This window comes from Arthrobacter sp. UYEF21 (assembly GCF_040546085.1).
Classification (GTDB): domain Bacteria; phylum Actinomycetota; class Actinomycetes; order Actinomycetales; family Micrococcaceae; genus Arthrobacter.
Map to the genome: position 1 here is coordinate 179955 of NZ_JBEPNF010000002.1, position 16910 is coordinate 196864.

The window sequence follows — 16910 nt, forward strand, 5'->3', positions numbered from 1 at the left end:
CAGCCGACTGTGAGCAACGGCACGCTCCCTGACCCCGCCCGCCCGGACAGGGAACCATGCAGGCATGGGCCCGCCCCCCGGGAGTCACGTCCAGCCCGTGGCGGCCAGCAGCCGCTCTTCAAACATGGGGATCATGCTTTCAACGTAGGTCCGGCTGAGGTGGTTGTCGTCCTTGTACACGTAGACGTTTCCCACCACCCCCGGGCAGCTGCCGCCGGCGCAGATGAAGTCGCTGACGTCCATCAGGTGCAGACCGTCGACCTTCCCGCGGTAGCTCTCCAGGGGTGAAGGATCGACCAGGGATTCGTTTAGCGGCGGGTTGCAGGCCGGGGAGTTCGGACCTTTGCGCTGGACACATTCGGGCATGTTGAAGGTGAACCTGGGGTTGTCCCGGATGCCGAGGATTTCGATGCCGGCGTCGGCGATCGGCTGGATTCCTTCCAGGTACGCCGGTACCTCTGTCTCAAACGGGGCTTCCTCGTGGGTCAGGGTGGCCACGGTGAAGACGGCATCCGGCCGGTGTTCGAGCACGTACGCCGCGCTGGCCCGGTTGTAGGCGTTGCATTCAGCATTCCGGGCCTCGGATTCCGCCCCAAAACGGCAGGCGGGCATCAGCAGCGTGACCAGTTCCCAGCCGCGGGCTTCCGCGATGGGGGCAAGAGCGGCCAGGTACTGCTGCGCATGGGAGTCCCCCAGCACCATGATCCGTTTGGTGGTTTCGCCGGGCGGGACAGCCTGCCGGCACCCAGCCAGAACCGGATCGGGCGTCGCGTTCGCATCGATACAGGGCGCATGGATCCCGGCCCAGTCGTGGTCCAGGACCGCCGGCGCCGGAATGATCCGCGCCGCGGGGGCCGGCGTGTCTCCGTTCCCAAACGTCAGTTGGGCCGCCCCCGGAGTCAGTTCGCGGGGCTGCGCTGCAGTGGCGGCCTCCTCCGCGGTCAGGCTGGTTTGCCAGACCGCCACGGGTCCGGCCAGGATGGCACAGCAGGCAGCAACGACGACGGCGGTGCGCCAGCTGCGTAACTGAGGCCAGCGCCATTCGCGGAGCGGCTTTTCCACAAAACGTGTGGTGAGGACGGCCAGGACGATCGAGGCGGCAACGATGGCCCCGCCCTCGCTGAGGTTGGGTGTTTCGACGCCGGTGGCGGCCAGTGCGAACACAAGTACGGGCCAGTGCCACAGATAGAGCGCGTAGGAGTTGTCGCCCAGCGAGACCAGCGGCTTCCAGCTCAGGAAGCGGTCCACGCCGAAGCGGCCGCCGCTCTGGCCGGCCACAATGATCGCTGCTGCCGCAATGGTGGGCCACAGTGCCAAGAATCCCGGGAAGGCCCGGTCCACGGTCAGCACCAGGCCGCAGGAGACCATGGCGATAAGCCCGGCCCAGCCCAGGATCAGGCGAAGCACTTTTCCGGGCTTCAGCAGCGGGAGGCTCAATGCCAGGAGCGAGCCCAGGGCGAATTCCCACAGCCTGGCCCTCGTGTCGAAGTAGGCGTACGCCTGGTTCGTGGCCGTCTGGTCAACTGAGAAAGCCAGCGATGCGGCGAGGATGGCTGCGAACACGGCTGCCGCCACGGCCCGGTAGCTGGTGTTGAACCTCCGCCGCAGGAGCCGCCACACTACAGCCGAGCCGGCGAAAACGAGAGGCCAGAGGATGAAAACCTGCCCTTGGATGGACAAGGACCAGACGTGCTGCAGCGGGCTCGCCCCGGCGTGGTCTTGGGCGTAATAGTCAACGGCGGTGTCGGCCAGCAGCCAGTTCTGCTGGTAAAGCAGCGCAGCCCAGGCCTGGTCCAGCACGGCCGGCCAGCGGCCTTGCGGGAGGACCAGCCAGGTGCCCGCGAGGACGGCGAGGATCACCACGACGGCGGCCGGCAGCAGCCGTTTGAAGAGGTGCAGCCAGTGCCGGAAAAGATTGAGCGAAGTACCGGCTTCGACCTTCCGGACAAAGGACATGGTCAGCAGGAAGGCCGAGATCAGGAGGAAGATGTCCACGCCGCCGGACACCCGGCCAAGCCACACGTGATACGTGACCACCATGAGTACAGCGAGCGCACGGAGGCCCTGCACCTCGGGACGGAAGGTGGGTTTGCGGGGGGCGCCGGTGGCGTCCGCCGGACCGCCGGGCGCAGCCTCTGTTCCCGCAATCAACACCCATGACCCCTAAAACCCGCTGGCAAAAACATCCACCCTACTTGCCTGTGACTCAGGATGGCCAATCACGGCGGGATTCAGAATGGCCTCTCAGCTGGCAGCCGGCGCGGACTCGCGGCGTGGGCCGGAAGGGTCGGGGAGCCTGAGGACGTCGAGCCCCACCACGCGCAGTTTTTGTCCAGATAATTGGCCGAAAGCGCTGTGCAATCCGCGATATCTGGACAAAAACTCGGGGGAGCCTTCGGTCTGCCCGCCGTGTCGGCAGGCGCGGGCCGGTATCAGGCGAGACGGTACGCCCGCTGCGGAACGGGCACAAGCTACGAACGCAGCAGCGCGCGCAGCGTCTGAATGGTGTCGGCCTCTGCCGCCGCTTTGTCGTCGCGGTAACGCTTGACGCGTGCGAACCGCAGGGCGATTCCGCCCGGATAGCGCGACGATTTCTGCACGCCGTCAATCGCGATCTCGACCACGGTGACGGGCTCCACCCAGACGGTGGCCGCCGTGCGGCGCACCTCGAGCTCCTGGAACCTCTCGGTCTGCCAGCGCAGCAGCGTGTCGGTGAGGCCCTTGAAGGTCTTGCCCACCATCACGTAGCCGCCCGGCACGCCGAACTCGCCGGCCGGGTCCAGGGCTCCCAGATGCAGGTTGGACAGCAGCCCGGTGCGCCGTCCAGACCCCCACTCGCAGGCGAGCACCACCAGGTCATACGTGAGTACCGGCTTCACCTTGATCCAGTTCGAACCTCGCCGACCGGCCGCGTAGGCCGATCCGACCGCCTTGACCACCACGCCTTCATGGCCGGCGGCAAGCGCATCCCGCGAGACTCTCTCAGCCACGGCCGCGTCCGCCGTAATCTCCCCAGGGATCCGGTGCTCGGGGGCAATGCGCTCGAGCACGCCGATCCGGGTCGAAAGCGGCTCGTCAAGCAGGTCGCGCCCGTCGATGTGCAGCACGTCGAAGAACCACGGATGCAGCACCGTGGCGCGCGCAGCATCCGCCCCGAACCGCGACATGGTCACCTGGAAGGGTCGCGGGCCGCCGTCCTCGTCGAGGGCGAGGGTCTCGCCGTCGAGGATCACATCGAGCACCGGCAGTCCGCGCACCACCTCCACCACCTCGGGCAGCCGGTGGGTCACCTCGGCCAGGGTGCGTGTGTAGATGCGCACATCGTCGCCGACGCGATGCACCTGGATGCGGGCGCCGTCGAGCTTGTATTCCACGGATGCCTCCCCCGTGACCTCCAGTGCCGCGCTGGCGGTCGCCGCGGTTGCGGCGAGCATGGGCTGCACGGGACGGCCGACGACGAGGCCCACCGCGTCCAGTTGGGCCGCCGTGCCGGTGATCGCCAGCAGGGCGGTCCCGCCGAGATCGCCGGAGAGCATCGCCGCACGGCGTACGGCGTCGACCGGCCGATCTGCGGCGCGGGCCACGGCATCCGTCAGCACCCCCTCCAGCGCACCGCTGCGCAGTTCCCCGAGCAGCACGCCGGCGATGAAGGCTTGTTCGCGCTCGGTGGCTGCCTCCGTGAGCAAGCGGAGCGTCGCGGCGCGCTCCGCAGCCGATCCGGCGCCCGCGGTGACAAGCAGGCGATCCAGCGCAGCGTCGAAGTCAGCCACGGTAAGACTTGGCTCGGCGGCCGGCTCCCCCATGGCTGCTGTCATGCCGCGCCAGCCGACCCCTACGCGGCCCTGTCGCGGCTTGGCGACGAGAAGGCCGACGGCGGCCGCGATGTCCCCGGGCTCAAGCCGGCGCAGCAGGTCGGCCAGCGCAGCGACCTTCGCAAGCCGGGAGCGGGTCGACGCGACGGCCGCCGTGGTTCTGACGAGCTCGTCGAGCAGCATGGCACCAGTCTGCCACGCCCGCAGACGATGGACAGCGCCGGGACGCAGTTCCAGAATGAACGCATGGGAATCATCGTCGCGAACCTGTTCATCACCCTCGACGGCGTCTACCAGGCTCCCGGCGGCCGCGAGGAAGACACCGAGGGCGATTTCGCCTTCGGCGGCTGGCAGGCGCCGGTGTCAGATGACGAGGCCGCCGCGGCCATCGGTGCCGGGATTGAAAGCATTGACGCCCTGCTTCTTGGCCGGAAGACCTACGACATCTTCGCCGCCTACTGGCCGCACCAATCAGATGACATCGGCGGCACGCTCAACCGGGTACCCAAGTTCGTCGTCTCCAGCACCCTGACCGCTCCGGGGTGGGCGGGCACTACCGTACTGCCGGACGCTGCCGCCGCGGGCCGGCTCCGGGATGAATACGACCAGGTGCACATGTTTGGCAGCGGCGTCCTTATTCGTTCACTGCTCGAGGCAGACGTGATCGACCGACTCCACCTCTGGCTCTATCCGATCACCCTCGGCCAGGGCAAGCGCCTCTTCGACCCCGGGACCATCCCCGCTTCCTTCCGCCTCGCTGAGCGGGCGCGCACCTTCCCAAAGGGCGCGGTGTCGCTGGTCTACGAGCGCACCGGCGGCGTCGAGACGCAGGAGATGGCGGTCGCCTAAGGGCCACAAAAAACCGGCCCAGCCGAAGCTGGACCGGTTCTTTGTGCTTGAGACTTTGCGCAGATGCCCTGGGCCCACGCCGTTCCCTGACCGTGGGCCCACACCGGCGAGGGGCCCAAATCGAGCGAAGCGAGATTTGGGAGCCGGTGGGGACGAAGCGAGGTAAGGGAGACGGTGGGGATTAGTGGCTGTGGCCTGCGTGCTCGTCTTGTTCAACGGGCTTTTCCACCACAAGGGTCTCGGTGGTGAGGACCAGCGCCGCGATGGAGGCTGCGTTGCGGAGGGCTGCACGGGTGACCTTGACGGGGTCGATGACACCGGCAGCGATCAGGTCTTCGTACTCGCCCGACTTGGCGTTGAAGCCGTTGTTGGTTTCGAGTTCGGCAACCTTGGCCGTGACAACGTAGCCGTCAAAGCCAGCGTTCTGGGCAATCCAGCGCAGCGGCTGGACCAGCGCGCGGCGGACAATGCCCACAGCTGCGGCGGCGTCGCCTTCGAGGGCCTTCACTGCGGGATCCTCGTCGAGGGCCTTCAGTGCGTGGATCAGCGCGGAACCGCCACCGGCCACGATGCCTTCTTCGAGGGCTGCGCGGGTGGAGGACACTGCGTCTTCGATGCGGTGCTTCTTTTCCTTCAGCTCGACCTCGGTGGCTGCGCCAACCTTGATCACGCCGATGCCGCCGGCCAGCTTGGCCAGGCGTTCCTGGAGCTTTTCCCTGTCCCAGTCGGAGTCGGTGCGGGTCAGCTCGGCGCGCAGCTGGGAAACCCGGGCTGCGACGTCTTCTGCGGAACCGGCGCCGTCAACGATGGTGGTGTTGTCCTTGGTGACCGTGATGCGGCGGGCGGTACCCAGCACCTCAAGGCCAACGGTATCCAGGCTGAGGCCCAGTTCCGCGGAGACAACCTGCGCACCGGTGAGGGTGGCGATGTCCTGCAGCATGGCCTTGCGGCGGTCGCCGAAGCCCGGAGCCTTGACGGCAACCACGTTCAGGGTGCCGCGGATACGGTTGACGATCAGGGTGGACAGTGCCTCCCCCTCGACGTCTTCGGCAATGATGAAGAGCGGCTTGGAGCTCTGCAGCGCCTTCTCCAGCAGCGGCAGGAAGTCCTGCACGGAGGAGATCTTGCCCTGGTTGATCAGGATGAGGGCGTCCTCGAGGACGGCTTCCTGACGCTCGGTGTCGGTGACGAAGTACGGGGACAGGTAGCCCTTGTCGAACTGCATGCCTTCGGTGAGGACCAGCTCAGTCTGCGTGGTGGAGGACTCCTCGATGGTGATCACACCATCCTTGCCGACCTTGCCGAACGCCTCGGCGAGGAGCTCGCCGATTTCGTCGCTCTGAGCCGAGATGGCAGCAACGTTGGCAACCTGGGTGCCTTCAACGGGGCGTGCGTTCTCGAGCAGGCGGGCAGCGACGGCTTCAACGGAAACCTCGATGCCGCGCTTGATCTGGCCCGGAGCGGCGCCAGCCGCAACATTGCGCAGGCCTTCCTTGACCAGGGCCTGGGCCAGCACGGTGGCCGTGGTGGTGCCGTCGCCGGCAACATCGTTGGTCTTGGTGGCTACTTCCTTGGCCAGCTGTGCGCCAAGGTTTTCGTACGGGTCATCAAGCTCAACTTCGCGGGCGATGGTGACGCCGTCGTTGGTAATGGTGGGTGCCCCCCACTTTTTGTCGAGGACAACGTTGCGGCCGCGGGGGCCGAGCGTCACCTTGACAGTGTTGGCGAGCTTATCGATGCCGGCTTCAAGCGACCGGCGGGCAGCGTCGTTAAACGCAAGCTGCTTTGCCATGGTTTTGTCCTTTCAAGACAGAACCCCGCGCTGCTGTTCAGTCAGGGACGGAACAGCAGCGCGGGGATCCAAAGAGTTACTTTACGACGATCGCCAGAACGTCGCGGGCGGACAGCACGAGGTACTCGTTGCCGCCGGTCTTGACTTCGGTTCCACCGTACTTGGAGTAGATAACGACGTCGCCAACGGCTACGTCGACGGGAACGCGGTTGCCATCTTCAAAGCGGCCGGGGCCGACTGCAACAACTTCGCCTTCCTGCGGCTTCTCCTGCGCGGAGTCCGGGATAACCAGGCCGGAAGCCGTGGTCTGCTCGGCTTCGAGCGGGCGGACAACAATACGATCCTCAAGAGGCTTAATAGAGACCGACACTCGGACCTCTCCTTCTACGTCAGCAAAATTCATGGACAGTTAGGCTGTGTCGCCGTGGCTGGCAAACCGTCGTCGCGGTGCCGGCAGCAGCCTGGCTGGCAGCTCTTCATGTGTTAGCACCCTCCTAGGGAGAGTGCTAATGACGACTCTATGTACTGGTTAGCACTCGGTCAAGGCGAGTGCCAGAATTATGTCCCCGGCGAACAGAATCAGCGGCCAGCAAGGTCGTCAAAATCCACGTCCTCATCGCCGTCGTCGCCGTCCTCTGCAGTGCCCCGCTTCAGATACAGCACCACCGCGCCGCCCACGGCAGCCAGCAGCGAAATCACCAGCAGGATAGTGCCGCCCACGCGTATGCCGGCGTAAAGTCCGCGGATGTCCCGGGCTTCGTCAGTGGCGTCCTGGATATCGTTGCCGCCCACGGAGTAGACAGTGGCGTTGAAAGTGTCCAGGAAGAAGATGATCACCAGCAGCGCGATGCATACGACGGCTACTGCGGATCCTGCAATCAGGGCGGGGCGGGCAATCTTCACCAGGTCCGTGCGGCTGGTTGGGGACGGTCCGGACGGCTGGGTGCCTGCGCTGTCTTCCATGCCTTCAACCCTAGCCGGAACAGGGCGCCGGCCCACCTCCACTAGGCTTGAACCCATGTCTTCAGTACCGCAGGAACAGATCGCCCCACTGCTCACGAGCGAGGGTTGGGAGCTGCTGGCATCCCTGGGGCCGTACCGCGAGGACGGGGCCTTTGAACTCAATTCGACGCTTCGCAAAGCGGGGCACTCCCCCGAACTGGTCTCCGCCGTACTCACCCAGTCCAGGCTGCGCACCAAGGCCGAGCTCAAATTTGGCGAGTTCGCCCGGAGCATGCTGTTCACCCAGGCGGGCCTTGAACAGGCAACCCGGCTCAACGTTGCGGCCCGGCACGCAGAACGGTTTGCGCAGGCCGGCATCAGCCATGTGGCGGACCTCGGCTGCGGGCTCGGTGCTGATTCCCTGGCCCTGGCATCGATGGACATCACCGTCACGGCCGTGGAGGTGGACGAAACCACGGCTGCCTGCGCCACTGTCAACCTCATCCCGTTTCCCAACGCCAAGGTGGTGCATTCGGACGCCATGACGGTTCCGCTGGAGGGGGTCGACGGCGTCTGGCTGGATCCCGCGCGCCGGGTCACCTCCACCTCGGGTACTAAACGGATCTGGGATCCCGAGGCGTTTTCGCCGCCGCTGTCTTTTGTGGAATCCCTCGCAGCCACCGGGCGCGCCGTCGGGGTCAAAATGGGTCCCGGCATGCCGCACGAGTCCGTGCCCACCGGGTGCGAGGCGCAGTGGGTTTCTGTTGGCGGCGATGTCACCGAGGTTGCCCTGTGGTTCAACTCCGTCAGGCGTCCCGGGATCCGCCGGGGCGCCTTGCTGCTCGGGCCGCAGGGAGCTGCGGAGATCACCAGCGCCGAAGACTTCGACGGCGGTCCCACCGCAGAGGTGGGTCCGGCAGAGGGCTACCTGTACGAGCCCGACGGAGCGGTGATCCGCGCGGGCATGGTTGCCGACGTTGCGCTTCAACTCGGCGGGCACCTTTTGGACGAACACATCGCCTACATCTGTGCCCCGGATCTGCTGGACACACCCTTCGCGCGGGCCTACAAGGTGCTGGAGGTGATGCCGTACAACGTTAAGGCGCTCAAGGCCTGGGTCAAGGACAACGGCGTCACGGTGCTGGACATCAAAAAACGCGGCGTCTCCGTGACCCCCGAAGAACTGCGGAAACAGCTCCTCGCCGGCACTAGGGGCGGCAGCAAGAAGGCCGGAGCCAAAACGGCCACCCTGGTCCTGACCCGCATCGGGGAGGACCGGGTAGCCATCGCGGTGGAACCCGTCTAAACCTGTTCTGCTGGCGCGTTCTACTGGGCGCGCATGAAATCCTCGGCGGCCCGCACCTGCGCGTCGGTGGGACGCACCCCCGTGTAAAGCACAAACTGCTCGAGTGCCTGGATGGTGGCCACCTCAGCGCCCGTGATCACGCGCTTTCCCGCGGCCCGCGCGGCCGTGATCAGCGGTGTCTCGGCGGGGAGTGCCACGACGTCGAACACCACCTTGGCTGCAGCGATGGCGTCCGCCGGGAAGGACAAGGAGTCGACGTCGGGGCCTCCTGCCATCCCTATGGGCGTGACGTTGATGATCAGGTCCGCCGTGCCGCCGTCGAGCGTTGCCCGCCACTGGAAGCCGTACTGCTCCGCGAGCCCCCGGCCGGTGTTCCCGTTGCGGGCGATGACGGTGACGTCGGGGAAGCCGGCGTCGCGCAATGCCGCCACGGTAGCTTTCGCCATGCCGCCGGCACCCTGGACCAATACGGAGTAGTCCGTGGGCACGGCGTTGTTCTTGAGCAGCTGTTCGATCGCCGTGTAGTCGGTGTTGTAGGCCGTGAGATGGCCGTCGGTGTTCACGACGGTGTTGACCGAGTCGATGGCTTTAGCCGAAGGATCAAGCTCGTCCACGAGGGCCATCACATCCTCTTTATAGGGCATGGACACCGCACAGCCCCGGATCCCCAGCCCGCGAACGCCGGCGATCGCCTGGGCCAGGTCGGTGGGGGCAAACGCCTTGTAGATCCAGTTCAGATCCAGCTGGTCGTAGAGGTGGTTATGGAACCGGGTCCCGTTGTTGCTGGGCCGGGCCGACAGCGAGATGCAGAGGGTCATGTCTTTATTAAGAATGGGCACCCGTCCATTTAACCCGGACTCCCCAACTGAATGGCAGATAACGCACTGAAATGGGCGAATGACGACGTTAAGTGCAAGTCAGTTGGGCGGGTTACGGGCAGCCGGTGCCCGCCGGGAAGCTTCCGACGGCAGCTGGCAGGTTCCCCGGGGCGGCCGCTTTGCCCGCCAGCACGGCGACCAACGCGTCAAAGGCGCCAGGGGTACGGCCGTAGAGCGCGATCTTCACCGGTGCGCTGGAGCCCGCCAGTGGCCAGGGCGCATCGAGCGTCACCGCGATGTCCCCTCCGGCGGGGCTTCCGCCGTAGCCGATGAGGGTCACGAGCGGGCCTTGCCCGATGGCCAACCCGGCCTTCGCTGCGGCCGCTTCGAACCTTGCCCGGTCCTGGTTGGAACCGCCGGCGATCCGGATGCCTGCCGGGGCGAGGGGCCCGGCACATTGTCCGGACAGGACCGTGACGGCTGCTGCGGAGACCCGCGCCGAGATGTCGCCGGTGCTGCCCGGGGCGGCGCCCTTGGGCCCTTGTGGGGATGACGCCGTCCGGCCGCGCCACGCCATCATGGTGGCAACCCGCGTGGCGGCCTCGTCCAGGCGCGCCGCCGGCAAGGTTCCGCCAGCCACGGCACCCACGATGGCCGCATGGGCCTGCCCGATGTCCGCCGGCATCAGCAGCAGGTCCGCGCCGGCCGCGAGCGCTGCCGGCGCAGCAGAGCCACCGGGATACTGCTGCTGGACCGCGCCCATGTTCAGGGCGTCCGTCACGGCAACGCCCTTGAAGCCCATGCCGCGGAGTGTTCCGTACGTCTGCGCTGATAACGACGCCGGCACGCCGGGTTCCAGCGCCGGCACGGCGATGTGCCCCGTCATGACAATCGGCACACCGGCGGCGATGGCTGCCCGGAACGGCTTCCAGTCACGGGCCTCGAGATCGGAGATGCCTGCAGGCTGCACCGGCAGGTTTTGATGCGAGTCGACGGTGACGGAGCCGTGGCCGGGGAAATGCTTGACGGCGGGCAGGACGCCGGCTTTCTCCATCCCTTGGGAAAACGCCACCGCGAGTTGCCCCGCCTGGTCAGGGTTTCCGGACATCGACCGTGCCCCGATGGTGGGATCCGCAGGGCCGATGGTGACGTCGGCATCGGGAGCGAAGTCCACGTTGAATCCCAGCCCAGCGAGCTCAGCGGCGAGTGCCCCGCCTGCGTCTTGGGTGACCTTCCCATCGCCGGCTGCCCCGTAGCTCAGGGGCGTGGGCCATTCGGTCAGCGGTGCGCCTAAGCGGGCCACGATCCCGCCCTCCTGGTCCACGCCGATGAGACCGGGCCATGGCCTTCCGTCAGCCCGGAAAGCCTGTGCCAGCCGGTCATTCACCGCCGCCATTGCTGCCGGGTCCGCCTGGCCGCGCGCGTCCAGCGGAATGTTGTCGCCCATAATGATGGACCCGGCCAGATGAAGTCGTTCAATGGTGGCGGCCTGGGCCTGCGGGTCGGTTCCCGCATATGCGGCCATCAGCACCTGGCCCGCCTTCTCCTCCACCGACATTGCCGCCACAGCGGCGGCTGCCACATCATGGTCCCGCTGCTCCGGGCCCCAGCCCAGCGGCCTCACCCCGGGGTCAGGTGCGGGGGCCGCGGAAGGAGGTGCCGCCGTCGGACGCTCTGATCCGGGTGGCGAGACAGATGGAGATGCGGAAGCGGAGCCTGACGGCACTGGCGATGTGGCCGGAACGGCGGTGCAGGCAGCCAACGCGGATGCGGCAGCCGCAGCCGCGAAAAAGAGGGTAATTTTGTGAATACTGTCACGGGTGCTCACGAACAAAGCCATCAAGACGATGCTACCCCTGCACTAGACTTGAACGCGGCGTGCGCCCATGGTCAACCGAACAGTTAGGGGAACGCATGAAGATTGATTTCGCTTCATCGAGGCAATCAACTCTTGGTGTGGAATGGGAACTGGCCCTGGTGGACGGCCGGACAGGCGAACTGGCATCGGTGGCAAATGAGGTCCTCCGCGGCGTGGTTGCCAGACACCCCGAGCTCAACGAAGACGACGAACACCCCCACATCAAGCAGGAACTCTTGCTGAACACGGTGGAGCTTGTGACCGGCATTTGCGAGACGGCCGGCGAAGCCAAGGAAGACCTCAGCAGGTCGCTGGCCGCTGTCCGGGAAATCACCGATCCCATGGGTGTGGAGGTCTTCTGCGCCGGCAGCCATCCGTTCAGCCCGCCGCAGCTGCAGCCGGTGACGGACAAGGCCCGCTACGCCAAGCTGATCGACCGCACCCAGTGGTGGGGCCGGCAAATGGTCATTTACGGCGTACACGTCCACGTTGGGCTGGACCGGCGCGAAAAGGCCCTGCCCGTGCTGGACGGGCTGGTGAACTACTTCCCGCATTTCCAGGCGCTCTCAGCATCAAGCCCGTTCTGGGGTGGCGAGGACACCGGCTACGCCTCGCACCGCGCCCTGATGTTCCAGCAGCTGCCGACGGCGGGCCTGCCCTTCCAGTTCCGGTCCTGGGCGGAATATGAATCCTACGTCCAGGACATGTTCACCACCGGCGTGATCGACACCCTGTCCGAGATCCGCTGGGACATCCGGCCGGTCCCCAACCTGGGCACCATCGAGATGCGCATCTGCGACGGCCTGGCCTCGCTGGAGGAAGTGGGCGCGATCGCTGCCCTCACCCAGTGCCTCGTGGACGAATTCTCCACCACGCTGGACAACGGCGGGACCATCCCCACCATGCCGCCCTGGCACATCCAGGAAAACAAATGGCGGGCCGCCCGCTACGGCATGGAAGCCATCATTATCCTCGACGCCGCCGGCAACGAGCAGCTGGTCACTGACCACCTGATGGAGACCCTGAACCGGCTGGAGCCGGTGGCGGTTAAACTCGGCTGCACCGACGAGCTGGCCGACGTCGAAAAGATCATCCGCCGGGGCGCCGGCTACCAGCGCCAGCGCCGTGTGGCCGCCGAGCACGGCGGAGACCTGCAGGCAGTGGTGCTGGACCTCGTCAAGCAGATGCGGAACGGCCCGACGGGCTAATGCAGTCCCTGCCCCGAAACGGGGCACTTCAACACGGACACGCCAGCCGCCGTCGTGATTTACGACGACGACGCCCCCAAAGTGCCCCGCGGAGTTCGCCGGGCGAACCTGCCTCAGACCTGCAGTGACACCGCGGTGACCGGCATCGAGGAGTCGGGGGCGAAGCGGATGCCGCTCGGCCCGATCCCCGCCATCACCAGCTGCGCGCCCAGGGCCGCCACCATCGCTCCGTTGTCCGTACACAGTTCCAGCGGCGGAACGTGGAGCCTGATTCCGGCCGACGCGCAGCGTTGCCCGGTAAGCTCCCGCAGCCTGGAATTGGCCGCCACTCCCCCGCCCAGCAGGACGTCCTTGATGCCGTGCTCGCGGCAGGCCAGCACCGCCTTGGACGTGATCACATCCACCACCGCTTCCTGGAATGCTGCCGCGACGTCGGCCACCGGCACCTCCTCGCCGCGGGCCTCGAACTGCTCCACGCAACGGGCGACGGCGGTCTTCAGGCCGCTGAAGGACCAGTCGTAGCGGTGCTTCCCGGGTTCCTCGGCGGTGCCCATGTATTTGGGCTGTCTGAGTCCGCGCGGGAACCGGATGGCTTTGGGATTGCCTGTCCGGGCCAGCCTGTCGATGGCCGGGCCGCCCGGGTAGCCAAGGCCCAGGATGCGGGCCACTTTGTCGTACGCTTCGCCGGCGGCGTCGTCGATGGTGGAGCCGAGGAGCTGGACGTCGTCGGTGATGCTGTTGATTTTCAGGATCTCGGTGTGCCCGCCGGAGACCAGCAGGGCGCCGAGGTTGTCGGGCAGGCGCGGGGCACCCTGGACGCCCGCCGACACAGCTCCCGGGCCCCCGGCCGGGGACCCGCCGTCGGGCGTTGCACGGTCCAGCAGCCCGACGCCGACGTGCGCCACCAGGTGGTTGATGGCGTACAGCGGCTTGCCGGTGGAGACGGCCAGTGCCTTCGCCGCGCAGACCCCCACCATGAGCGCGCCGGCCAGCCCGGGGCCGGAGGTAACGGCGATGGCGTCGACGTCATCCAGCTTCACGTCGGCATCGGCCAAGGCCTGCCGCAGCGTGGGGACGAAGGCGTCAAGGTGGGCGCGGGAAGCAATCTCGGGGATCACCCCGCCGAAGCGAACGTGCTCGTCCATCGAGGAGGACACGGTGTTGGTGAGCAGGGTGGTGCCGCGGACGATCCCCACGCCGGTTTCGTCGCAGGATGATTCGATGCCCAGCACCAGTGGCTGCGAGCGGTTCATGCCTGGCCTGCTTCCGTTGTGGGATTGGCGGTGGGGTCGGCTGCCGGGATGGCGCCGTCCGGCACCAGCTGCAGCCGCATGATGAAGGCGTCCACGCCGTCGCGGTAATACTTGCGGCGCACGTGGATCTGTTCGAAACCAAACCGTACGTACAGCTGCTGGGCCCGCGGATTGTCCTCACGGACCTCCAGCAGGACGTCAGCTGCCCGGCGAAGCCGCGCTTCGTCGATCAGCCGGGTCAGGAGGGCCGAACCGATTCCGCGGCCCTCGAATTCAGGCACGACGGCGATGGTCTGGACGTCAGCGATGGGCTCAATGCACATCAGGCCGGCGTAGCCCACAACGTCCCCGCCGCTTTCTGCCACGAAGTAGCGCCGGGTCTCCGGCTGGGACAGTTCCGCCAGGAACATCTGCAGCGGCCACGCGTCCGCAGGGAACAGCCGCTGTTCCAAGGCGTTGACGGCGGGCACATCCTCCAGGGTCATGTCCCGGAAGGTCAGACCATCGGTGCTAGAACGGCCGGTGCTGGACGGCGTGCTCACAGGGCCCGCTTCCGCGGCCCGGGCACCTGCGCGTCGGATTCGCGGAGGTACAGGGGTGTGGAATCCAGCAGCTGTCCGCCGGAGGCGAGCCGGGCCAGGGCGAACTGCCCGAGGTACAGCGCGTCCGGCTGTTCGTTGCTGAAGCCGGGGTCAGCGCGCAGAACGTCGCTGTACAGGCCGGCGCCAGCCCCGTAGGCAGGAAGGTCGGGGAGATCGGCGGCAGATCCCACATGCGGGCCGTCCACCAACGCAGGCAGCTGGCCCGCCGCGAGGCTGTACCGGGCCCAATAAACCTCTTTGCGCCGGGCGTCGGTGACCACCAGGAACTCGTCGGCGGCATCGGTGGATTCCGCCACTTCCAGCGCGACGGCGTCGAGGCTCATCAGCCCATAGAGCGGCTTGTCCCAGACGAAGGCGAGGGTCCGGGCAGTCGCGATCCCTGACCGCAGGCCTGTGAATGGGCCAGGGCCCACGCCCGTCACGATCGCGTCAATGTCCTGGCCTGTGACCCCGGCGGAGGTGAGGAGGTCCTCGATGCCGGGAGCCAGGACTTCGGCGTGGCTGCGGGTGTCCTCCGTCGAGAAGCTGGCCACCACGCCTTCTAGGGCGTCGTCCGAAACCAGGGCAGCGCTGGCCACGGCGGAGGTGTCGATGGCAAGAATAAGCATCAGAGTGTCCCTTCGAAGGCGCCGCCGAGGACGGGCTTGGTGCTCCAGCGGGGACCGAATCCTCGGATCGCGATGGTGCGTGGTTCGTCGTCGTCCTCGGTGTCAAAGTCCAGGGTTTCCGTGTGGCCGGGGATGGGTTCCGTGGCGCCTATGGCCTCGAACCCGATGGCGCGGAGCAGATCCACTTCGAGCCGGCTTTCGCTCAGGTGCTCCACCCGGCCGCGCCCCCATTCCACCACCGTCACCGACGAGTCCAGTGTGTTCTCAAGGTCAATGTCGTCAATTTCCGGCGCCGATCCAAGCCGGTACGCGTCCACGTGCACCAGGTCGGGGCCACCGGGACGAGGGCCGCCAGGCAGGTTGGGATGGATGCGGACCAGGACAAACGTGGGCGAAATAATGCCCGCCCGCACGCCAAGGCCCTCGCCGAGCCCCTGCGTAAACGTGGTCTTCCCGGCACCCAGCTCGCCGGTCAGCACCAGCAGATCCCCCGCCTGCAGCACCGCCCCCAACGCCGCGCCGAGCGCGTGCGTCTGGTCCGCCGTCGTGACCCTTAGCGTCTGTTCCCAGGCAGGCAGCCCAGCCGGGGTGGACACGCTCACGGCGCGACCTGCCCGGCGTCGACCTGCCCGGCGTCGGACTGTCCCGTGTTGGAACGCCCGACGGCGGGACTTTCGTTAACGAACCGGCGCGGCACCCGCGGGCTGATGCGGGTGACGATCTCGTAGTTGTTGGTGCCTGCGGCGTCCGCCCACTCGTCGGCAGTGGGCCCGCCGTCGTCGCCGTTGCCAAACAGGACCGCCTCGGCACCGAAAAGGTCCGCACCCGCGGCGCCGATGTTGCCGACGTCAATGACCATCTGGTCCATGGCGATCCGTCCCACCACAGGGTAGGTCCGGCCGGCCACCCGGACGGGGCCGCCGGTAGCAACGCGGGGCACACCGTCCGCGTAGCCGAGCGGGATCAGCGCGAGAGAGCTGGGACCGCTGGTGCGGTAACGCAGTCCGTAGGAGACGCCTTGCCCTTCCGGGACATCCTTGCACTGGGACACCAGGGTGCGCAGCGTCATCGCCGGACGGAGGCCGAGCTCGGCGGAGGTCTGGCCTTCGAAGGGCGAGAGTCCGTAGATTCCCAGCCCGACGCGGACCAGGTCGAAGTGCGTGTCGGGACGCGACAACGTGGCCGGCGTATTGGCGAGGTGGCGGACTTCCGGGTCGACGCCGGCGTCCTTGGCCACGGCGAGCACTTCCCGGAAGACAGCCAGCTGCTCGTCCGTCTCCGGCCGGTCGGGTTCATCCGCCACGGACAGGTGCGAGAAAATTCCCACCACCCGGAGGAGGCCCTCGTCCTGGTACTCCAGCGCCTCGCCCACCAGTTGGTCCCAGGACTCGAGTGTTGCACCGTTCCGGCCCAGGCCCGTGTCCACTTTAAGATGGATCCGCGCGGGACGCTCCTGGTCGCGAGCGGCAGCCACAATGCGGTCCAGTTCCCAGCCCGAGCAGCCGATGTCGACGCCGGCAGCCACCGCCGCGGCGAAGTTGCTTTCGGCGGTGTGCAGCCAGGCCAGCAGCGGCGCCTCGATGCCAGCGGCGCGCAGTGCCAGGGCTTCGGAGATGTGCGCGACGCCCAGCCAGGAGGCACCGGCTTCGAGGGCGGCCCTGGCCACCGGAACCGCGCCGTGCCCGTAGGCGTCGGCCTTCACCACGGCCATGACTTTGGCGGGTGAGGCTGCGTCCGCCAGCCGGCGGACATTGTGCCGGATGGCGTCCAGGTCGATCACGGCGGAGCGCTCGTACAGCGGATCCGTTCCTGGGGCCACACTGAAGTCACCGGTTGCTGCGGGGTAAGTCACCCTAGTGATT

General features: G+C 67.1%; 15 protein-coding genes. 3 read left to right on the plus strand and 12 right to left on the minus strand.

The genetic code is table 11. From position 1 onward, the window contains the following. Positions 1-84: 84 nt before the first annotated feature. Positions 85-2154 carry an acyltransferase family protein gene (locus ABIB27_RS04055; protein ID WP_502909108.1) on the minus strand — a complete coding sequence of 690 codons (2070 nt, stop codon included), beginning with the start codon at positions 2152-2154 and terminating at the stop codon, positions 85-87. Between the two features lie 317 nt (positions 2155-2471). Beyond that, positions 2472-3995: an ATP-dependent DNA ligase gene (locus ABIB27_RS04060; RefSeq protein ID WP_354215489.1), complete on the minus strand. Its 1524-nt coding sequence runs from the start codon at positions 3993-3995 to the stop codon at positions 2472-2474. A gap of 63 nt (positions 3996-4058) precedes the next feature. Between ABIB27_RS04060 and ABIB27_RS04065 the strand changes: the two genes are divergently transcribed. Beyond that, positions 4059-4661 carry a dihydrofolate reductase family protein gene (locus ABIB27_RS04065; RefSeq protein WP_354215490.1) on the plus strand — a complete coding sequence of 201 codons (603 nt, stop codon included), beginning with the start codon at positions 4059-4061 and terminating at the stop codon, positions 4659-4661. 181 nt (positions 4662-4842) lie between these two features. Here ABIB27_RS04065 and groL read toward each other — a convergent pair whose 3' ends face one another. The 3 genes from groL to ABIB27_RS04080 all read right to left on the minus strand — a co-directional run bounded on the left by groL (position 4843) and on the right by ABIB27_RS04080 (position 7416). Next, positions 4843-6453, minus strand: a complete 1611-nt coding sequence (gene groL / locus ABIB27_RS04070) for a chaperonin GroEL (protein ID WP_354215491.1) — start codon at positions 6451-6453, stop codon at positions 4843-4845. Positions 6454-6529: 76 nt separating this feature from the next. Continuing rightward, the gene (gene groES / locus ABIB27_RS04075; protein WP_056344177.1) at positions 6530-6823 is read right to left on the minus strand and encodes a co-chaperone GroES; all 294 of its coding nucleotides are present in this window, start codon (positions 6821-6823) and stop codon (positions 6530-6532) included. A gap of 209 nt (positions 6824-7032) precedes the next feature. Further along, positions 7033-7416, minus strand: coding sequence for a hypothetical protein (locus ABIB27_RS04080; RefSeq protein ID WP_354215492.1), 384 nt, complete (start codon positions 7414-7416; stop codon positions 7033-7035). A 55-nt stretch (positions 7417-7471) separates the two neighbouring features. Between ABIB27_RS04080 and ABIB27_RS04085 the strand changes: the two genes are divergently transcribed. Beyond that, entirely contained in the window at positions 7472-8701 is a 1230-nt protein-coding gene (locus ABIB27_RS04085; RefSeq protein WP_354215493.1) for a THUMP-like domain-containing protein, read from the plus strand. Positions 8702-8721: 20 nt separating this feature from the next. Here the strand turns inward: ABIB27_RS04085 and ABIB27_RS04090 are convergent, their stop codons facing one another. Both ABIB27_RS04090 and ABIB27_RS04095 read right to left on the minus strand, forming a co-directional pair. Beyond that, positions 8722-9540 (minus strand): shikimate 5-dehydrogenase, encoded by an 819-nt coding sequence (locus tag ABIB27_RS04090; protein WP_354215494.1) that lies wholly within the window; start codon positions 9538-9540, stop codon positions 8722-8724. A gap of 91 nt (positions 9541-9631) precedes the next feature. Then, positions 9632-11077: a glycoside hydrolase family 3 N-terminal domain-containing protein gene (locus tag ABIB27_RS04095; RefSeq protein WP_354215598.1), complete on the minus strand. Its 1446-nt coding sequence runs from the start codon at positions 11075-11077 to the stop codon at positions 9632-9634. Positions 11078-11433: 356 nt separating this feature from the next. On the opposite strand from ABIB27_RS04095, the gene ABIB27_RS04100 reads away from it, so the two are divergent. After that, the gene (locus ABIB27_RS04100; RefSeq protein WP_354215495.1) at positions 11434-12585 is read left to right on the plus strand and encodes a glutamate--cysteine ligase; all 1152 of its coding nucleotides are present in this window, start codon (positions 11434-11436) and stop codon (positions 12583-12585) included. 113 nt (positions 12586-12698) lie between these two features. Here ABIB27_RS04100 and tsaD read toward each other — a convergent pair whose 3' ends face one another. From tsaD to alr, 5 genes are read right to left on the minus strand one after another with little or no spacing between them, the layout of a single operon-like run. After that, the gene (gene tsaD, locus ABIB27_RS04105) at positions 12699-13838 is read right to left on the minus strand and encodes a tRNA (adenosine(37)-N6)-threonylcarbamoyltransferase complex transferase subunit TsaD (RefSeq protein ID WP_354253543.1); all 1140 of its coding nucleotides are present in this window, start codon (positions 13836-13838) and stop codon (positions 12699-12701) included. Then, positions 13835-14323: a ribosomal protein S18-alanine N-acetyltransferase gene (gene rimI / locus ABIB27_RS04110; RefSeq protein WP_354215599.1), complete on the minus strand. Its 489-nt coding sequence runs from the start codon at positions 14321-14323 to the stop codon at positions 13835-13837. The genes tsaD and rimI overlap by 4 nt, the downstream gene beginning before the upstream one ends. 53 nt (positions 14324-14376) lie before the next feature. Continuing rightward, positions 14377-15048, minus strand: coding sequence for a tRNA (adenosine(37)-N6)-threonylcarbamoyltransferase complex dimerization subunit type 1 TsaB (gene tsaB / locus ABIB27_RS04115; RefSeq protein WP_354215497.1), 672 nt, complete (start codon positions 15046-15048; stop codon positions 14377-14379). Continuing rightward, positions 15048-15650 carry a tRNA (adenosine(37)-N6)-threonylcarbamoyltransferase complex ATPase subunit type 1 TsaE gene (tsaE, locus tag ABIB27_RS04120; RefSeq protein ID WP_354215498.1) on the minus strand — a complete coding sequence of 201 codons (603 nt, stop codon included), beginning with the start codon at positions 15648-15650 and terminating at the stop codon, positions 15048-15050. The genes tsaB and tsaE overlap by 1 nt, the downstream gene beginning before the upstream one ends. Continuing rightward, entirely contained in the window at positions 15647-16900 is a 1254-nt protein-coding gene (gene alr / locus ABIB27_RS04125; RefSeq protein ID WP_354215499.1) for an alanine racemase, read from the minus strand. The genes tsaE and alr overlap by 4 nt, the downstream gene beginning before the upstream one ends. Between the last annotated feature and the right edge of the window lie 10 nt (positions 16901-16910).